We start from the raw sequence: 15,839 nt of genomic DNA, 5'->3' as shown, positions 1-15,839 counted from the left end.
GGGGCGTTTTTTGTTGGATGGGACGCACAAGCCCCTTGGGTTGGCGGCCATCAATCTGTAAACTATGGCTTTCCGGGAGTAAGTGCGTGTCCACCATTTGCGAATGGGCTGGAGCGGCCAAGCGTGGCTTCCAGCATGGCGGGTCGCAGGTGACGGTCGATTTGACCGGCACGGCCGCCCCGACCTCGCACGGTGGTCCCCGTCCGGCGCCTGCCGCCGCACGGATCAGCACCTCCCTCGCTGTCCCAGCGAACCGGAAAACCCCCTCTGAGCACCATGCCCGCCCTCCGGGTGCGCGTGGTGCTGCCGTTTTCCATTTCCAGACAGGATGCTTGCAGCCATGACTCCCTTGATTTTCGTAACCGGCGGCGTGGTGTCCTCGCTCGGCAAAGGCATTGCCGCCGCGTCGCTGGCCGCCATTCTCGAAGCCCGTGGCCTCAAGGTCACGATGATGAAGCTCGACCCGTACATCAACGTCGACCCGGGCACCATGAGCCCGTTCCAGCACGGTGAGGTCTATGTCACCGACGATGGCGCCGAGACCGACCTCGACCTGGGCCACTACGAGCGCTTCGTGCGCACCCGCCTGAGCCGCAAGAACTCGGTTACCACCGGTCGCATCTACGAGAACGTGATCCGCAAGGAACGCCGCGGCGACTATCTGGGTGCGACCGTGCAGGTCATCCCGCACATCACCGACGAGATCCGTCGCTGCATCGATGAAGCCACCGAAGGCTACGACGTTGCCCTGGTCGAGATCGGCGGCACCGTCGGCGACATTGAATCGCTGCCGTTCCTGGAAGCGATCCGCCAGGTGCGCACCGAGCGCGGTCCGGAGAAGGCGCTGTTCATGCACCTCACCCTGGTGCCGTACATCGGCGCCGCCGGTGAGCTGAAGACCAAGCCGACCCAGCACTCGGTGAAGGAGCTGCGCTCGATCGGCATCCAGCCGGACGTGCTGCTGTGCCGCTCCGAGCAGGCCGTGCCGGATTCGGAGCGCCGCAAGATCGCCCAGTTCACCAACGTTTCCGAGCGCGCGGTGATCAGCGTGCCGGACGTGGACGTGCTGTACCGCATTCCGTCGGGCCTGCATGCGCAGGGCCTGGACGAGATCGTCGTCAACCAGCTGAAGCTGGCCGACAAGGTCGGTCCGGTCGACCTGTCGATGTGGGAAGACGCGGTCGACGCGACCCTGCACCCGCTGGATGAAGTGACCATCGCCGTGGTCGGCAAGTACGTCGACCACCAGGACGCCTACAAGTCGGTCGGCGAGGCACTCAAGCACGGCGGCCTGCGCCAGCGCACCAAGGTCAACCTGAAGTGGCTGGAAGCGCAGGATCTGGAAGGCACCGACATGGCCGCGCTGGCCGATGTCGATGGCATCCTGGTGCCGGGTGGTTTCGGCGACCGTGGTTTCGAAGGCAAGGTGCTGACCTCGAAGTTCGCCCGCGAGCAGCAGGTGCCGTACTTCGGCATCTGCTACGGCATGCAGGCGGCGGTCGTTGATTACGCCCGCAACGTGGTTGGCCTGGAAGGCGCCAACAGCACCGAAAACGACCGCCAGTCGCCGAACCCGGTGATCGGCCTGATCACCGAATGGCGCACCGCCACCGGCGACGTCGAGAAGCGTGACGACAAGAGCGACCTGGGCGGCACCATGCGCCTGGGCCTGCAGGAACAGCGCCTGAAGCCGGGCACGCTGGCGCGTGAGCTGTATGGCAAGGATGTGGTGGCCGAGCGCCATCGTCATCGCTACGAGTTCAACAACCGCTACCGTACCCAGCTGGAAGATGCGGGCCTGGTGATCGCCGGCAAGTCGATGGACGACACCCTGGTGGAAGTGGTCGAGCTGCCGCGCGATGCGCACCCCTGGTTCCTGGCCTGCCAGGCGCACCCGGAATTCCTGTCCACGCCGCGTGATGGCCACCCGCTGTTCATCGGCTTCATCCGTGCCGCGCGCGAGCGCAAGGCCGGCGGCAAGCTGCTGCAGGAAGTCCGCGCCTGACTTGTGATGGGGGCCGTGAGCCCCCATCTTGCTCGCTTCAACCCCAGTGCATCGGCCCGGCCGATGCCGTGGACAACCAAGGAAATGCCATGAAACTGTGTGGATTCGAGGTCGGGCTGGATCAGCCCCTGTTCCTGATCGCCGGCCCCTGCGTGATCGAGTCGATGCAGCTGCAGCTCGATACCGCCGGCAAGTTGAAGGAAGTCACCGACAGGCTCGGTGTCAACTTCATCTTCAAGTCCAGCTTCGACAAGGCCAACCGCACCTCGGGCACCGCGTTCCGCGGCCCGGGCATGGAAGAGGGCCTGAAGGTCCTGGCCGAGGTCAAGAAGCAGATCGGCGTGCCGGTGCTGACCGACGTCCACGAATACACCCCGATGGATGAAGTGGCCTCGGTGGTGGACGTGCTGCAGACCCCGGCGTTCCTGGTCCGCCAGACCGACTTCATCCGCAAGGTGTGCTCGGCCGGCAAGCCGGTCAACATCAAGAAGGGCCAGTTCCTGGCGCCGTGGGACATGAAGCCGGTCGTGGAAAAGGCCAAGGCCACCGGCAACGAGCAGATCATGGTCTGCGAGCGCGGTGCCAGCTTCGGCTACAACAACCTGGTCAGCGACATGCGTTCGCTGGCGGTGATGCGCGATACCGGTTGCCCGGTGGTGTTCGACGCCACCCACTCCGTGCAGCTGCCGGGCGGGCAGGGCACCAGTTCCGGTGGCCAGCGTGAGCATGTGCCGGTGCTGGCGCGTGCCGCCGTGGCGGTGGGCATCTCCGGCCTGTTCGCCGAAACCCATCCGGACCCGTCCAAGGCGCTGTCCGATGGCCCCAATGCATGGCCGCTGGACCAGATGGAAGCCCTGCTCGAGACCCTGATGGAGCTCGATGCGGTGACCAAGAAGCACGGCTTCTCGCGCTTCGCGTGAGTCGTGACCCGTGGGCGGCGCTGGCAACCCAGCGTCGTCGCCGGCACTGGAAGCAGTGGCCCTGGGGCCTGATCGCACTTGGCTTGGCATTGCTGTCGCTGTCGGGTGCGTTCTTCATCTTCATGCTGGTGGGCGCGGCGATGCGCCCGCCCGGTGACGGCGCGGGCGTCAACCTGAAGCCCTATGTCATCACCCTCGCCGTGGCCGAACTGTTCACTGTTTGCGCCGGCATCGTTGCGTCGGTGCTGGGCTGGCGACTGAACCGGGGCAGGGCGGCTGCGGCACTGGCGATGGTCCTGCTCTCGCTGTGGCTCGGCGTCCTGCTGCACGACCTGCTCTGATGAATACGACGACGCCGCCACGAAGCTGGCCCTGGGGTCTGGTTGCCCTGGGATTGTCGGTGCTTGCCTGGAGCAGCCTGTTTACCGCCGTAGTGGCCTTTGCGGCCAGCTTCCGTCCCCCGGGGGACGGCGACAACGGCGTGCAGGCGATGCAGTGGTGGGTGCTGGGCGCGCTGGTCACGCTGGTACTGTCCTTTCTGGGCAGTCTGGTGGCGATGGTGCTGGCCTGGCGGCGGCAGCGAGGACCCATCTGGGCGGCGATTGCCGGTGCCCTGCTGGTGATGCTGGTGTCGCTGGTGCTGATCGTGATCGGGTCCAGCTGGGGCTGACGCCGATCAGGCCATTTGGCAAGCGGCGGGTAGCCGGGGATAATCACGCGGCATTCGTTTTTGTCGCCCCCTCTCCATACAGGTAACCGGCCCGACCATGAGTACGATCCGCAGCATCCATGCCCGTGAAATCCTCGACAGCCGTGGCAACCCCACGCTGGAAGCCGAAGTCACCCTGGAGGACGGTTCGTTCGGTCGCGCCGCAGTTCCCTCTGGTGCCTCCACCGGCACCAAGGAAGCGGTGGAGCTGCGCGACGGCGACAAGACCCGTTACCTGGGCAAGGGCGTGCGCAAGGCGGTCGACAACGTCAACACCACCATCGCCAACGCGCTGAAGGGCGTTGAAGCCTCCGACCAGGAAGGCCTCGACCGTCGCCTGATCGACCTCGACGGCACCGAGAACAAGGGCCGCCTCGGCGCCAACGCGCTGCTGGGTGTTTCGATGGCCGCCGCGCATGCCGCCGCTGCATCGAGCAAGCAGGCGCTGTGGCAGTACCTGGCCGCCAAGACCGGCGTGACCCCGTCGCTGCCGGTGCCGATGATGAACATCATCAACGGCGGCGCACATGCCGACAACAACGTCGACTTCCAGGAGTTCATGGTGCTGCCGGTCGGCTTCACCTCGTTCTCCGAAGCGCTGCGTGCCGGTACCGAGATCTTCCACTCGCTGAAGTCGGTGCTGAAGGGCCACGGCCTGAGCACGGCGGTTGGCGACGAAGGCGGCTTCGCGCCGGACTTCCGCAGCAACGTCGAGGCGCTGGACACCATCCTCGAAGCGATCGGCAAGGCCGGCTACACCGCCGGTGAAGATGTGCTGCTGGGCCTGGACGTGGCCTCCAGCGAATTCTTCGAGAACGGCAAGTACAACCTGGTCGGCGAGAACAAGCGCCTGACCTCCGAGCAGTTCGTCGACTTCCTCGCCGACTGGGCCGCGCAGTACCCGATCATCACCATCGAAGACGGCCTGGCCGAGAACGACTGGGCCGGCTGGAAGCTGCTGACCGACCGCATCGGCAAGAAGGTGCAGCTGGTGGGTGACGATCTGTTCGTGACCAACCCGAAGATCTTCCAGGAAGGCATCGACTCGGGCACCGCCAACGCGATCCTGATCAAGGTCAACCAGATCGGCACGCTCAGCGAGACCCTGGAAGCCATCGCGATGGCCGACCGCGCCGGTTATGCCGCCGTCGTCTCGCACCGCTCGGGCGAAACCGAAGACACCACCATTGCCGATATCTCGGTGGCCACCACCGCCACCCAGATCAAGACCGGCTCGCTGTGCCGCAGCGATCGCGTGGCCAAGTACAACCAGCTGCTGCGCATCGAGGAAGCTCTCGGCGCCGGCGCGCGTTACGCCGGTCGTGACGCGTTCGTTTCGCTGAAGCGCTGATCCGATGCGCGACTGGCGCTGGATGCTGCTGGTGCTGGCCCTGTTGCTGGGCTGGCTGCAGTATCGCTTCTGGTTTGGTCCGGGCAATTCGGGTGAAGTGATGATGCTCGAAGCCCAGGTCACCAACCAGGAGCGCGACAATGAGGGCCTGCAGCAGCGCAATGATGCGCTGGCTGCCGAAGTGAAGGACCTCAAGGAAGGCCAGTCCGCCATCGAAGAGCGCGCACGCAGCGAGCTGGGCATGATCAAGCCTGGCGAGAAGTTCTACCGCGTGGTCGAGGATGCACCGGTGCATCCGGTGCAGCCTGCGGCTGGGGTCAGCGCGCAGGTGGGCGAACACCCGGCGGACGTGCCATGAGCGCGGCGATCTGGGTGGTGGTTCCGGCCGCCGGTCGTGGCGCCCGTTTCGGTGCGCCGATGCCCAAGCAGTACCTGCAGGCGGGTGGGCAGATCCTGCTCGCCCATACCCTGGACGCACTGCTGGCACATCCGGCGGTGGCCGGAGCGATGGTGGTGATCGGCCCGGACGATGCCGACTGGCCGGGCTGGAGCGAATGGGCCGGCAAGCCGGTGCTGACCTGTATCGGTGGCGCTACCCGTGCGGCCTCGGTGCTGGCCGGGTTGCAGGCGCTGCCGGAGACGGTGCGCGCCGATGAATTCGTGCTGGTCCACGACGCGGCGCGCCCGAACCTGTCGCCGGCCGATCTCGGCCGCCTGCTCGAAGTTGGTCGTGCCGACCCGGTCGGCGCGATTCTCGCCGCACCGGTGCGTGACACCCTCAAGCGCGCTGGCGACGATGGTGGCATCGATGGTACCGAGCCGCGCGAGCGCCTGTGGCGCGCATTGACGCCGCAACTGTTCCGCCGCCATCAGCTCAGCCGCGCGCTGTCCGAAGCCGCCACCGCCGGTGTGGAAGTCACCGACGAGGCCATGGCCATGGAGCGCCAGGGCCAGCGCCCGCTGCTGGTCGAAGGCAGCGAGGACAACTTCAAGGTCACCACCCCGGCCGATCTGGACCGGTTTGAATTCGTACTTTCCCGCCGTGCCGGCTGATCGCCCGCGCGGCCCTGCTGCAAGGGCTGTATCCATGAGCACCGCACCGTTCCCGCCCGTCCGCATCGGCCAGGGCTACGACGTCCATGCCTTCGGTGAAGGCGACCACATCATGCTCGGCGGAGTGAACGTGCCGCACAGCTGCGGCGTGCTCGCACACAGCGATGGCGACGTGATCCTGCATGCGCTGTGCGATGCCATGCTGGGTGCGATCGCGCTGGGTGACATCGGCCAGCATTTCCCGCCCAGCGACGATCGCTGGAAGGGCGCCGACAGCAGCGATTTCGTGCGCCACTGCGACAGCCTGCTGCGCGGGCGCGGCTGGCGCGTCGGCAACACCGACATCACCGTGATCTGCGAGCGGCCGAAGGTCGGCCCGCACGCGTTGGCCATGCGCGAACGCATCGGCGAGCTGCTGCAGCTGCCGCTCGACGCGGTCAGCGTCAAGGCCACCACCTCGGAGAAGCTGGGCTTCACCGGCCGTGGCGAAGGCATCGCCGCGCAGGCGGTAGTGCTGCTGGTGGCGGCATGATTCCGCTGCCGCTCGCGTTCGGCGCGCCGCTGCTGAGCGCACGCATCCGCACCACGCCGGAAGATTTCCAGGTTGACGAACTGCCGGCCTTCGAGGCCACCGGCGAAGGCGAGCACCTGCTGCTGCATATCCGCAAGCGTGGAGCCAACACCGTGCACGTGGCCAAGTTGCTGGCCACATGGGCCGGCCTACCGGAAATGGCGGTGAGCTATGCCGGCATGAAGGATCGGCACGCGGTCACCACCCAGCGCTTCAGCGTGCACCTGCCCAAGCGCGTGGCACCTGACCTGGCCACGCTGGCCAGTGATGAAATCGAAGTGATCGAATCCACCTGGCACAACCGCAAGCTGCAGCGTGGCGCGCTGGCCGGCAACCGCTTCAAGCTGGTGCTGCGCGACGTGCAGGGTGATGCCGCGGCGATCAGCGAGCGCCTGCAGCAGATCGCAGAGCGGGGCCTGCCGAACTGGTTCGGCGAGCAGCGTTTTGGCCGCGACGGTGGCAACGTGCCGGCGGCGCTGGCGATGTTCGGTGGCCGTCGCATGCGCAAGGACCAGCGTTCACTGCTGCTGTCGGCGGCCCGCTCGGCGCTGTTCAACCGCGTGCTGGCCGCGCGCGTGGAGCAGGGCAACTGGGACCAGCCGCTGGATGGCGAAGTGTGGATGCTCGATGGCAGCCGCAGCGTGTTCGGCCCCGAGCCGTATACCGACGTACTGGCCGAGCGCCTGGCGCGCTTCGACATCCACCCCAGCGCACCGCTGTGGGGCGAAGGTGAACTGCGCAGCACCGAAGCGGCACACGCGCTGGAGCTGGCGGCGCTGGATGACGACGAATCCAGGGCGCTGCGTGCAGGTCTGGAAGACGCGCGCCTGAAGCAGGAGCGCCGCGCACTGCGCCTGCGTCCAGCGTTGCTGCAGCACCAGTGGCTGGCCGACGACGTGCTGGAACTATCGTTCGCGCTGCCGCCGGGCTGCTACGCCACCGCCGTGCTGCACGAACTCGGCCCCGTCGAAGACGCCTCGCAGGCCTGACAGAAAAAGGGGACGGAGGGAATTAAGTCGTTTGTGCCACAAACGACTTAATTCCCTCCGTCCCCTTTTTCATCTACGCGCCAGCAGCACCAGCACTGCGCCGGTGCCGCCTTGTCCGGTCGGCGCCGAATGGAATGCCAGCACGTCGTTGCGCAGCCGCAGCAGGCGATCGACCAGGTTTTTCAATACCGGGGCGCCGCCATCGGATTGCAGGCCCTTGCCATGGATGATGCGCACGCAGCCGTATTCGTGCGCATGCGCTTCCAGCAGGAACTGGCGCAGCAACGCCTCTGCCTGCGACGCAGTGGCGCCATGCAGGTCCAGCTCGTCCTGCACCGAGTACTGGCCACGCTTGAGGCGCTGGAACACCCGCGGTGGCAGGTTGTCGCGTCGATAGCTGGCCACGTCGCCGGCTTCCAGTGGTGTACTGTCGCGCAGCAGCCGGGCGAACTCGCCGGCGGCTTCCGCCTCGTCGCGCTCTGCCATGCGCGCGCGCGGTTTCGGCCGCGGCGCGGCGGGCGCCGGCTCGACTTCCTTGCGCAGCGGCGTCACTTCGCCGATGGCCGCACGGAACAATGCGGCCGGATCTTCGTCTTCAGGGTGCGACATGCGCACAGGGTAAACCGCCGGCGCGAGCCTGCCTATGACGATTCGATGTCGGCCGTGACCGCCGGCAGGGTAGGACCGGCGGCTCGCATGCGGCACAATAGACGATGCCCTTGCAGGGTCGACCGCTTCCGCAGGGAAGCGCGACGGTCCCGCCCACACTGCACGGTGATGGAATCGAATTCTTGGAAAATCAAGCGGTTAAATCGAAGATGCGAATCCTGGTCAGCAATGACGATGGTGTCGACGCCGCAGGCATCCGGATGCTTGCCTCGGTCCTGCGCGAAGCCGGTCACGAAGTGACGGTGGTCGCACCCGACCGCGACCGTTCCGGCGCCAGCAACTCGCTGACCCTGGACCTGCCGATCCGCCTCAAGCGCATCGACCACTACACCGTCTCGGTAGCCGGCACGCCGACCGATTGCGTGCATCTGGCGCTGACTGGCCTGCTTGAATTCGAACCCGACATTGTCGTGTCCGGCATCAATAACGCCGCCAACCTCGGCGACGACGTGATCTATTCCGGAACCGTCTCTGCAGCGATGGAAGGCCGCTTCCTCGGCCTGCCGGCAGTAGCGGTCTCACTGGTCAGCCGCAATCACGATCCGAAGCACTTCGAGACCGCCGCGCGTGCCGCAGTCGAGATCGTTGCCCGGCTCAAGGCCGACCCGCTGCCCGCCGACACCATCCTCAACGTCAACGTGCCGGATCTGCCGTGGAACGAGGTCAAGGGCTTCGAGGTCACCCGCCTCGGCAACCGCCATCGCGCCGAAGGCTGCATCGCGCAGAAAGACCCGCGCGGCAATGAGGTGTACTGGATCGGTCCGGCTGGCCGCGAGCAGGACTCCGGCCCCGGCACCGATTTCCATGCGGTGCGCACCGGCCACATCTCGATCACGCCGATCCAGGTTGACCTGACCCGCTACCAGGCGCTGGAGAAGGTGGCCAGCTGGGTCGGCGGCCTCAGTGCTGCGCTGGACCAGCCGGCATGAGCCCGCGCCTGCGCCTGCAACCGGAAGCCGTCGGTATCGGCATGACCTCGCAACGTGTGCGCGACCGTCTGGTCGACCGCCTGCGTGAAGCAGGCATCGTCGACGAATCAACCTTGAATGCGATCCGGGTGGTGCCGCGCCATCTGTTCATCGATGAGGCGCTGGCGTCACGCGCCTACGAAGACACCGCACTGCCGATCGGCCATGGCCAGACCATTTCGCAACCCTGGGTGGTGGCGCGGATGACCGAGGCCGTGCTGCAGGTGGCACCCAAGCGGGTGCTGGAAGTGGGTACCGGTTCGGGCTACCAGGCCGCCGTGCTCGGTGCACTGGGCCTGGAGGTCTACACCGTCGAGCGCATCGGCGACCTGCTGCGCCAGGCGCGCAAGCGCTTTCGTGCGCTGGGCATGAACATCCGTACCAAGCATGATGACGGCCGCGTCGGTTGGGCCGAGCACGGTCCGTTCGATGCCATCGTGGTCACTGCAGCGGCGCCGGCGCTGGTCGATGTACTGATCGAGCAGCTCGCTGAAGGCGGCCGCCTGGTGGCCCCGGTCGGCGGCCCCAGTGCGCAGTCGCTGGTGCAGCTGGACCGCAGGGCCGACGGCAGCATCGAACAACACGTGCTGGCGCCGGTCACCTTCGTACCGCTGCTGTCTGGCATGCTGGACTAATCCACGGAGCAGGGTTGCATGAAGATTTTCGGGCCGCTGTACGAGCGGGCGATGAAGTGGGCGGCGCACGAACGCGCGCCGACCTATCTGACGGTATTGAGTTTCTTCGAGGCGATCATTTTTCCGGTGATGCCGGAAGTGATGCTGGCGCCGATGTGCGTGGCCCAGCCCAAGCGCGGCTGGTGGTTCGCGACTCTCAGCCTGGCCGGTTCAATGGTCGGTGCGGTGGTCGGCTATGCGCTGGGTCATTTCGCCTTCGAGGCGATCAAGCCACTGTTCGAAGCACTGGGCATGCTGCCGGCGATCGAGCAGGGCATCACCACCGTGCAGGCCAAGATGGCCGAGTCGCCGTGGGCGGTGTTCACCTTCCTGGTGCTGGGCGGCTTCATGCCCATCCCGATGAAGGTCTTCACGTGGGCATCGGGTATCGTCGGCGTACCGATGCCGCAGTACCTGTTGAGCATGCTGATCGGTCGTGGCAAGCGCGTGTTTGTGCTGGCCGCGGTCATCCGTATCGGTGGTGCGCGTGCCGAAGCGGCGCTGCGCCGCTGGATTGAACCGCTGGGCTGGATCGCCACCGCGTTGGTGGTGGTGCTGATCGCCTGGCTTGTATGGAGGTCGAAGTTCGCATGAATCCTGATCGTCTGAGCAAGGGAGTGCGCATCGGCGCGCTGGCGTTGCTGGTTTCCACCCTGGCCGCCTGCGGCACCGCTACCGTGGTTCGTCCTGGTGGTGGCAGCACCGGTGGCGGCGTGAGCACGCCGAAGACCTCGGTGCCCAAGCCGGGGCAGACCGTGGTCGTGCGCAAGGGTGACACCATCTATGCGCTGGCCCGCATCCACGACATCACCCCGGCCGACCTGATTGCCTGGAACAGCCTGGACAACCCCTCGTCGATCCATCCGGGGCAGGTGATCCGGCTGTATCCGGCGGGTGCCAGCGGTGGCCGCGCACCGACCACGGTGGTGACCCCGCCACGTTCCGGCGGCAGCACCGCAGGCAGTACTGCACCGACCACGGCGCCGGCCGGTCCGGTGAAGAGCAACATCGCATGGCGCTGGCCGGCCGATGGCGCCGTCGTGGGCCGCTATGTGGCGGGTGATGCGACCAAGCAGGGCGTGGATATCGCGGGCACCAGCGGCCAGGCGGTCAAGGCCACTGCCAATGGCGTGGTGGTGTATTCCGGTGCCGGCCTGGTCGGCTACGGCGAGCTGATCATCATCAAGCACAGCGATCAGTGGTTGTCGGCCTACGGTCATAACCGCAAGCGACTGGTGAATGAAGGCCAGAGCGTGAAGGCCGGTGAGCAGATCGCGGAGATGGGCCGTACCGGCGCGAACCGCGACATGGTCCACTTCGAGATCCGCTACAACGGCAAGCCGGTCGACCCGCAGCAGTACCTGCCGGCGCGCTGATCAGCGCGCTACGAGTTGCCGCATTCACTGTAGAGCCGAGCCTAGGCTCGGCTGCCTGTCGTCGCCATGCGGCGCCGCCCGAGCATGGGCTCGGGCGCTGGGTGTCGCGTTTCAACCTTCCCGGCGAGCCGGGGACGCGGCATGCTTCTGCGTATCCCAACCGAGCCCGTTGCCGCGTATGAGTCGTCTTGCCTCCACTCTGCTGCTGCTCATCGTCGCGCCGCTGGCTGCCGCAGCCAGTGATCCGCGTGACGTGGTCACCCGCCTCTACGCCACAGTCCAGGCCCCTGCTTCGAGTGAAGAGGTCATCAGACCGTTGCTCGGCGATGCCCTGAGCGCGGCCATCAATGCGCAACGCGCATACGAGAGGGCTTGCACCGTGCTGGCCGCGCACGACGAGAAGCCGCATATGCTCGACCAGAGTCCCTACCTGATGGCCCCAGATCGACCGGAGACGGTGAGGGTGGGAAGGCCAGGGCCGATTGGCAGCGCGACGTGGGTCCAGGTCGACATGGCCGTGGGCGACTATCGCTGGACCGACCGGGTCCTGCTGCAAAGGCAGGGCCAGGACTGGAAGGTCATGGACATCCGCTGGGGCCAGGGCGGTAACCTGATCGGGCGGCTGAAGCAGTTCTCCGCCTTCCGATGCACCGCTTCTGGCAGCTAGCGCCGGGGTGCACCCGGCGGCTCGAAATCAGCCTTCCAGAATGAAGGCGGCCGCGACCTTGCGGCCTTCGCCGGCCAGGATGTTGAAGGTGCGCGCGGCGGCCGGGTTGTTCATCACTTCCAGACCGATGCCACGGCTCAGGCACGCAGCCATCACCACCGCCGGCGGGAACACCTGGCGGTCGCCGGTGCCCAACACGATCAGCGCCGGATTCAGCGCCAGGATCGGCTCAAGGTCAGCCAGCTGCAGCGCGGTGGCGCTCACTACCGGCCATTGCGTGACCAGCTGGTCCGGGGTCAGGAAGAAACTGCTGCCCAGCACCTGGTCATTCACCTTGGCCGAGCGGCCATCGGCGGCACGCAGGCTGTAGGCGTAATCGGGCGGTTCGTGGTTCAGCTGCATGGCAGTAAGGCGATCAGCCGCGCGGCAGCACGATCTGGCGCTGTTCCTTGCTCGGGCGGTACAGCACGGCGACGTGGCCGATGCGCTGCACCAACGCGCTCTCGGTGGCTTCGACGATCTCGCCGATCATCACGTCACGGGCGTCGCGGTCTTCGGCAGCGACCTTCACCTTGACCAGCTCGTGGCGCTCCAGCACTTCGTTCAGCTCAGCGATGAAGGCCGGGGTCACGCCCTTGCCGCCGGTCTGCAGCAGGGCCTTCAGGTCGTGGGCTTGGCCGCGCAGGAAACGGGTCTGGGAAGCGGTCAGGGCGATGGACATGCAGGAAAACACGGTTGAATGGGGCGATCAGGGTATCATGAGGACCCCATCAGCCCCTATTTTCAATGGCTACCCGCAGCAAAAGCAGCCAGCGCTGGCTCAAGGAACACTTCTCCGACCCCTTCGTGAAGAAGGCCCAGGCCGAAGGCATGCGCTCACGCGCCGCCTACAAGCTCGAAGAGCTGCTGGAACGTGACCGGTTGCTGAAGCCGCACATGGTGGTGGTCGACCTCGGCGCAGCCCCGGGCGGCTGGTCTCAGCAGGTTCGGAGACAGATCGGCGACACCGGCCGCGTCCTGGCATTGGACATCCTGGACATGCCGCCGCTGGCCGGCGTGGAGTTCCTTCATGGTGACTTCAGGGAAGAAACCGTTCTATCGCAGTTTGAAGCCATGCTCGGGGATCAGCCGGTAGACCTTGTGCTGTCGGACATGGCCCCCAATAAGAGTGGTGTAGGCGCGGTCGACCAGCCGCGGATGATGCACCTGGCGGAGCTGGCCCTGGATTTTGCCGACAACCACCTGAAGACCGGTGGGGCGTTCCTGATCAAGCTGTTCCAGGGTGAAGGCTTTGACGACTACGTGCGTGACATGCGCCGCCGGTACGACAAGGTCTCCATCCGCAAGCCGGAAGCGTCGCGCAAGCGCTCCCCCGAGGTGTATGCCTTGGGTCAGGGAAAACGCGCCCACATGAAGTAAGCTCGCAACGTACGCAAGTTCGACCCCAACGCAACGCCAGCACTGAGAGGAACACCGGAGCCAATGAGGATGAACGACTTGACCAAGAACCTCCTGCTATGGGTGGTCGTCGCCGTCGTGCTGATGGTGGTCTTCCAGAGCTTCTCGCCCAAGACCTCCGGGGCCGGGGCGCAGGGCGCGTCGTATTCGCAGTTCCTGGACCAGGTGGACAGCGGCAACGTGCAGAAGGTCGCCTTCGGCGGCGACATGCGCGGCGGCACCAGCCAGCTCACCTACACCACCCGCGGCGGCCAGTCGGCCACCATCACCGCACCGTTCGATCGTGACCTGATCAACGTGCTGCGTACCAAGAACGTGGAAATCGTGCAGGAAGAGCCGTCCAGTGGCATCTCCCTCGGCGCGATCCTGATGAATTTCCTGCCGGTCATCCTGATCATCGGCTTCTGGCTGTTCATCATGCGCCAGATGCAGGGCGGTGGCGGCGGCGCCAAGGGCGCGATGTCCTTCGGCAAGTCGCGCGCCAAGCTGCAGGGCGAGGACCAGATCAAGGTCACCTTCGCCGACGTCGCTGGCTGCGACGAGGCCAAGGAAGAAGTGGGCGAGCTGGTCGACTTCCTGCGCGACCCGTCCAAGTTCACCAAGCTGGGCGGCAAGATTCCGCGCGGCGTGCTGATGGTGGGCCCGCCGGGTACCGGCAAGACGCTGCTGGCCAAGGCCATCGCCGGCGAAGCCAAGGTGCCGTTCTTCTCGATCTCCGGTTCGGACTTCGTGGAAATGTTCGTCGGCGTCGGCGCCAGCCGCGTGCGCGACATGTTCGAGCAGGCCAAGAAGCACGCGCCGTGCATCATCTTCATCGACGAAATCGACGCTGTCGGCCGTCACCGTGGCGCCGGCCTTGGCGGCGGTCATGACGAGCGCGAGCAGACCCTGAACCAGCTGCTGGTCGAGATGGACGGTTTCGAAGGCGGCGAAGGCGTGATCGTGATCGCCGCGACCAACCGTCCGGACGTGCTGGACCCGGCGCTGCTGCGTCCCGGCCGTTTCGACCGCCAGGTGGTGGTCGGCCTGCCGGACGTGAAGGGCCGCGAGCACATCCTGAAGGTGCACATGCGCAAGCTGCCGCTGGCCGACGATGTCGAGCCGATGGTGATCGCGCGTGGTACCCCGGGCTTCTCCGGCGCCGACCTGGCCAACCTCTGCAACGAGGCCGCCCTGTTCGCCGCGCGTGGCAACGAGAAGGAAGTCCGCATGGACCACTTCGACCGTGCCCGCGACAAGATCCTGATGGGTGCCGAGCGCCGCTCGATGGCCATGAGCGAAGAAGAGAAGACCCTCACCGCCTACCACGAAGCCGGTCATGCCATCGTCGGCCGCCTGGTGCCCGAGCATGACCCGGTCTACAAGGTCACCATCATCCCGCGCGGCCGTGCGCTGGGTGTGACCATGTACCTGCCGGAAGGCGACAAGTACTCGATGAACCGCGTGGCGATCAAGTCTCAGCTGTGCTCGCTGTACGGTGGCCGCGTGGCCGAGGAGCTGATCTTCGGTGCCGACAAGGTCACCACCGGCGCCTCCAACGACATCGAGCGCGCCACCAAGATGGCTCGCAACATGGTCACCAAGTGGGGCCTGTCCGACCAGCTCGGCCCGATCGCCTATGGCGAGGAGGACGACGAGGTGTTCCTGGGCCGTTCGGTCACCCAGCACAAGAGCGTGTCCAACGACACCGCGCGCCGCATTGACGAGGAAGTGCGCAACATCCTCGACGAGGCTTACGCACGCACCACCGAGCTGATGACGGCCAACCTGGACAAGCTGCACGCGATGTCCCAGCTGCTGCTGCAGTACGAGACCATCGACGCGCCGCAGATCGACGCCATCATGGAAGGCCGCGATCCGCCGCCGCCGGCCGGCTGGAACAAGTCGAACAAGGACGGCGGCAACGACAAGGGCGGCGACGCCCGTCCGCTGCCGCCGATCGCAGGCCCGGCCGAATCGCACTGACGGCCCGCTGCAGGTAACACCAGACGAGGCCGGGGCAACCCGGCTTCGTCGTTTCCGGGCCCCACTGGCCCATCCCGAAGACCCGATCTGACGCTGGAGCCCGCATGTCCACCCCGAAGCCCGAACCGATTTCCCACACTGTCGAAATGGTCATCGCCACCATGGTCGGCGTGGGTGTAGGCCTGGGTGCCGACAACCTGTTGCTGGGCTGTGTGGTGGGTATCGGTGTCGGCATCGTGCTGAGCATTGCCAAGACCCTGTACGTGGACCGCAAGCGCCGCCGTCGTTGAGGGGTATCGGCAGGGCTGCGCCCTGCACCTGCTACGAGCCGGAGCAACAGCAACAGCAGCATCAGGTTTCTGGGGATGGTGGGGCGGTGTGGGTTGGCAGGACACGCCGTAAACCCGTCCCTGGGGGCTCGATGGCGCCATCCATGGCGCCAACGGTCCTGCCAACCCACACCG

Annotated in this window: 20 protein-coding genes; 17 read left to right on the top strand and 3 right to left on the bottom strand. The window is 66.2% G+C overall.

Features of this window, described 5'->3' with window-relative positions; all coding sequences use genetic code 11:
* Positions 1 to 340 precede the first annotated feature (340 nt).
* From pyrG to truD, 9 genes are all read left to right on the top strand, one after another.
* Positions 341 to 2,005, top strand: a complete 1,665-nt coding sequence (pyrG, locus tag AC0Z6F_RS20675) for a CTP synthase (protein ID WP_004152841.1) — start codon at positions 341 to 343, stop codon at positions 2,003 to 2,005.
* An 89-nt stretch (positions 2,006 to 2,094) separates the two neighbouring features.
* A complete protein-coding gene (gene kdsA, locus AC0Z6F_RS20670; protein WP_012510652.1) occupies positions 2,095 to 2,925 on the top strand; it encodes a 3-deoxy-8-phosphooctulonate synthase in 831 nt (276 codons plus the stop codon).
* Complete coding sequence (locus AC0Z6F_RS20665; protein ID WP_004152843.1) at positions 2,922 to 3,266, top strand: hypothetical protein; 345 nt, start codon at positions 2,922 to 2,924, stop codon at positions 3,264 to 3,266. The genes kdsA and AC0Z6F_RS20665 overlap by 4 nt, the downstream gene beginning before the upstream one ends.
* The gene (locus AC0Z6F_RS20660) at positions 3,266 to 3,595 is read left to right on the top strand and encodes a hypothetical protein (RefSeq protein ID WP_012510653.1); all 330 of its coding nucleotides are present in this window, start codon (positions 3,266 to 3,268) and stop codon (positions 3,593 to 3,595) included. Before AC0Z6F_RS20665 ends, AC0Z6F_RS20660 begins: the two co-directional genes overlap by 1 nt.
* Positions 3,596 to 3,692: 97 nt before the next feature.
* Entirely contained in the window at positions 3,693 to 4,985 is a 1,293-nt protein-coding gene (gene eno / locus AC0Z6F_RS20655; protein ID WP_004152845.1) for a phosphopyruvate hydratase, read from the top strand.
* Between the two features lie 4 nt (positions 4,986 to 4,989).
* The gene (ftsB, locus tag AC0Z6F_RS20650; RefSeq protein ID WP_004152846.1) at positions 4,990 to 5,343 is read left to right on the top strand and encodes a cell division protein FtsB; all 354 of its coding nucleotides are present in this window, start codon (positions 4,990 to 4,992) and stop codon (positions 5,341 to 5,343) included.
* Positions 5,340 to 6,038 carry a 2-C-methyl-D-erythritol 4-phosphate cytidylyltransferase gene (gene ispD, locus AC0Z6F_RS20645; RefSeq protein ID WP_004152847.1) on the top strand — a complete coding sequence of 233 codons (699 nt, stop codon included), beginning with the start codon at positions 5,340 to 5,342 and terminating at the stop codon, positions 6,036 to 6,038. Before ftsB ends, ispD begins: the two co-directional genes overlap by 4 nt.
* A gap of 34 nt (positions 6,039 to 6,072) precedes the next feature.
* Complete coding sequence (gene ispF, locus AC0Z6F_RS20640; RefSeq protein ID WP_004152848.1) at positions 6,073 to 6,570, top strand: 2-C-methyl-D-erythritol 2,4-cyclodiphosphate synthase; 498 nt, start codon at positions 6,073 to 6,075, stop codon at positions 6,568 to 6,570.
* Positions 6,567 to 7,598 (top strand): tRNA pseudouridine(13) synthase TruD, encoded by a 1,032-nt coding sequence (truD, locus tag AC0Z6F_RS20635; RefSeq protein ID WP_004152849.1) that lies wholly within the window; start codon positions 6,567 to 6,569, stop codon positions 7,596 to 7,598. Before ispF ends, truD begins: the two co-directional genes overlap by 4 nt.
* A 69-nt stretch (positions 7,599 to 7,667) precedes the next feature.
* Here truD and AC0Z6F_RS20630 read toward each other — a convergent pair whose 3' ends face one another.
* Positions 7,668 to 8,207, bottom strand: a complete 540-nt coding sequence (locus tag AC0Z6F_RS20630; RefSeq protein WP_012510654.1) for a Smr/MutS family protein — start codon at positions 8,205 to 8,207, stop codon at positions 7,668 to 7,670.
* Positions 8,208 to 8,416: 209 nt separating this feature from the next.
* Here AC0Z6F_RS20630 and surE point away from each other — a divergent pair, with 209 nt between their 5' ends.
* The 5 genes from surE (at position 8,417) to AC0Z6F_RS20605 (ending at position 11,952) form a co-directional block, all read left to right on the top strand.
* The gene (gene surE, locus AC0Z6F_RS20625; protein WP_012510655.1) at positions 8,417 to 9,196 is read left to right on the top strand and encodes a 5'/3'-nucleotidase SurE; all 780 of its coding nucleotides are present in this window, start codon (positions 8,417 to 8,419) and stop codon (positions 9,194 to 9,196) included.
* The gene (locus AC0Z6F_RS20620) at positions 9,193 to 9,870 is read left to right on the top strand and encodes a protein-L-isoaspartate(D-aspartate) O-methyltransferase (protein ID WP_012510656.1); all 678 of its coding nucleotides are present in this window, start codon (positions 9,193 to 9,195) and stop codon (positions 9,868 to 9,870) included. Before surE ends, AC0Z6F_RS20620 begins: the two co-directional genes overlap by 4 nt.
* An 18-nt stretch (positions 9,871 to 9,888) precedes the next feature.
* On the top strand, positions 9,889 to 10,503 hold the full coding sequence (locus AC0Z6F_RS20615; protein ID WP_004152860.1) for a YqaA family protein: 615 nt from the start codon (positions 9,889 to 9,891) through the stop codon (positions 10,501 to 10,503).
* Positions 10,500 to 11,285 (top strand): peptidoglycan DD-metalloendopeptidase family protein, encoded by a 786-nt coding sequence (locus AC0Z6F_RS20610; RefSeq protein ID WP_004152861.1) that lies wholly within the window; start codon positions 10,500 to 10,502, stop codon positions 11,283 to 11,285. Before AC0Z6F_RS20615 ends, AC0Z6F_RS20610 begins: the two co-directional genes overlap by 4 nt.
* A 178-nt stretch (positions 11,286 to 11,463) precedes the next feature.
* A complete protein-coding gene (locus AC0Z6F_RS20605; protein WP_012510658.1) occupies positions 11,464 to 11,952 on the top strand; it encodes a hypothetical protein in 489 nt (162 codons plus the stop codon).
* Positions 11,953 to 11,979: 27 nt separating this feature from the next.
* On the opposite strand, the gene AC0Z6F_RS20600 is transcribed toward AC0Z6F_RS20605, so the two are convergent.
* Together AC0Z6F_RS20600 and yhbY are read right to left on the bottom strand one after the other, a co-directional pair.
* Positions 11,980 to 12,354, bottom strand: a complete 375-nt coding sequence (locus tag AC0Z6F_RS20600) for an Mth938-like domain-containing protein (RefSeq protein WP_012510659.1) — start codon at positions 12,352 to 12,354, stop codon at positions 11,980 to 11,982.
* Between the two features lie 13 nt (positions 12,355 to 12,367).
* Positions 12,368 to 12,673 carry a ribosome assembly RNA-binding protein YhbY gene (gene yhbY, locus AC0Z6F_RS20595; protein WP_004152868.1) on the bottom strand — a complete coding sequence of 102 codons (306 nt, stop codon included), beginning with the start codon at positions 12,671 to 12,673 and terminating at the stop codon, positions 12,368 to 12,370.
* Positions 12,674 to 12,738: 65 nt separating this feature from the next.
* On the opposite strand from yhbY, the gene rlmE reads away from it, so the two are divergent.
* The 3 genes from rlmE to AC0Z6F_RS20580 all read left to right on the top strand — a co-directional run bounded on the left by rlmE (position 12,739) and on the right by AC0Z6F_RS20580 (position 15,665).
* The gene (gene rlmE, locus AC0Z6F_RS20590) at positions 12,739 to 13,371 is read left to right on the top strand and encodes a 23S rRNA (uridine(2552)-2'-O)-methyltransferase RlmE (protein WP_004152870.1); all 633 of its coding nucleotides are present in this window, start codon (positions 12,739 to 12,741) and stop codon (positions 13,369 to 13,371) included.
* A 69-nt stretch (positions 13,372 to 13,440) separates the two neighbouring features.
* Positions 13,441 to 15,375 carry an ATP-dependent zinc metalloprotease FtsH gene (gene ftsH / locus AC0Z6F_RS20585; RefSeq protein ID WP_004152871.1) on the top strand — a complete coding sequence of 645 codons (1,935 nt, stop codon included), beginning with the start codon at positions 13,441 to 13,443 and terminating at the stop codon, positions 15,373 to 15,375.
* Between the two features lie 104 nt (positions 15,376 to 15,479).
* Positions 15,480 to 15,665 (top strand): hypothetical protein, encoded by a 186-nt coding sequence (locus AC0Z6F_RS20580; protein WP_485618336.1) that lies wholly within the window; start codon positions 15,480 to 15,482, stop codon positions 15,663 to 15,665.
* The last annotated feature ends 174 nt before the right edge of the window (positions 15,666 to 15,839 follow it).

The sequence above is a fragment of the Stenotrophomonas sp. 1L-E-5-B-C3 genome (genome assembly GCF_057292075.1).
This window is presented reverse-complemented; position numbering and strand designations above follow the sequence as displayed.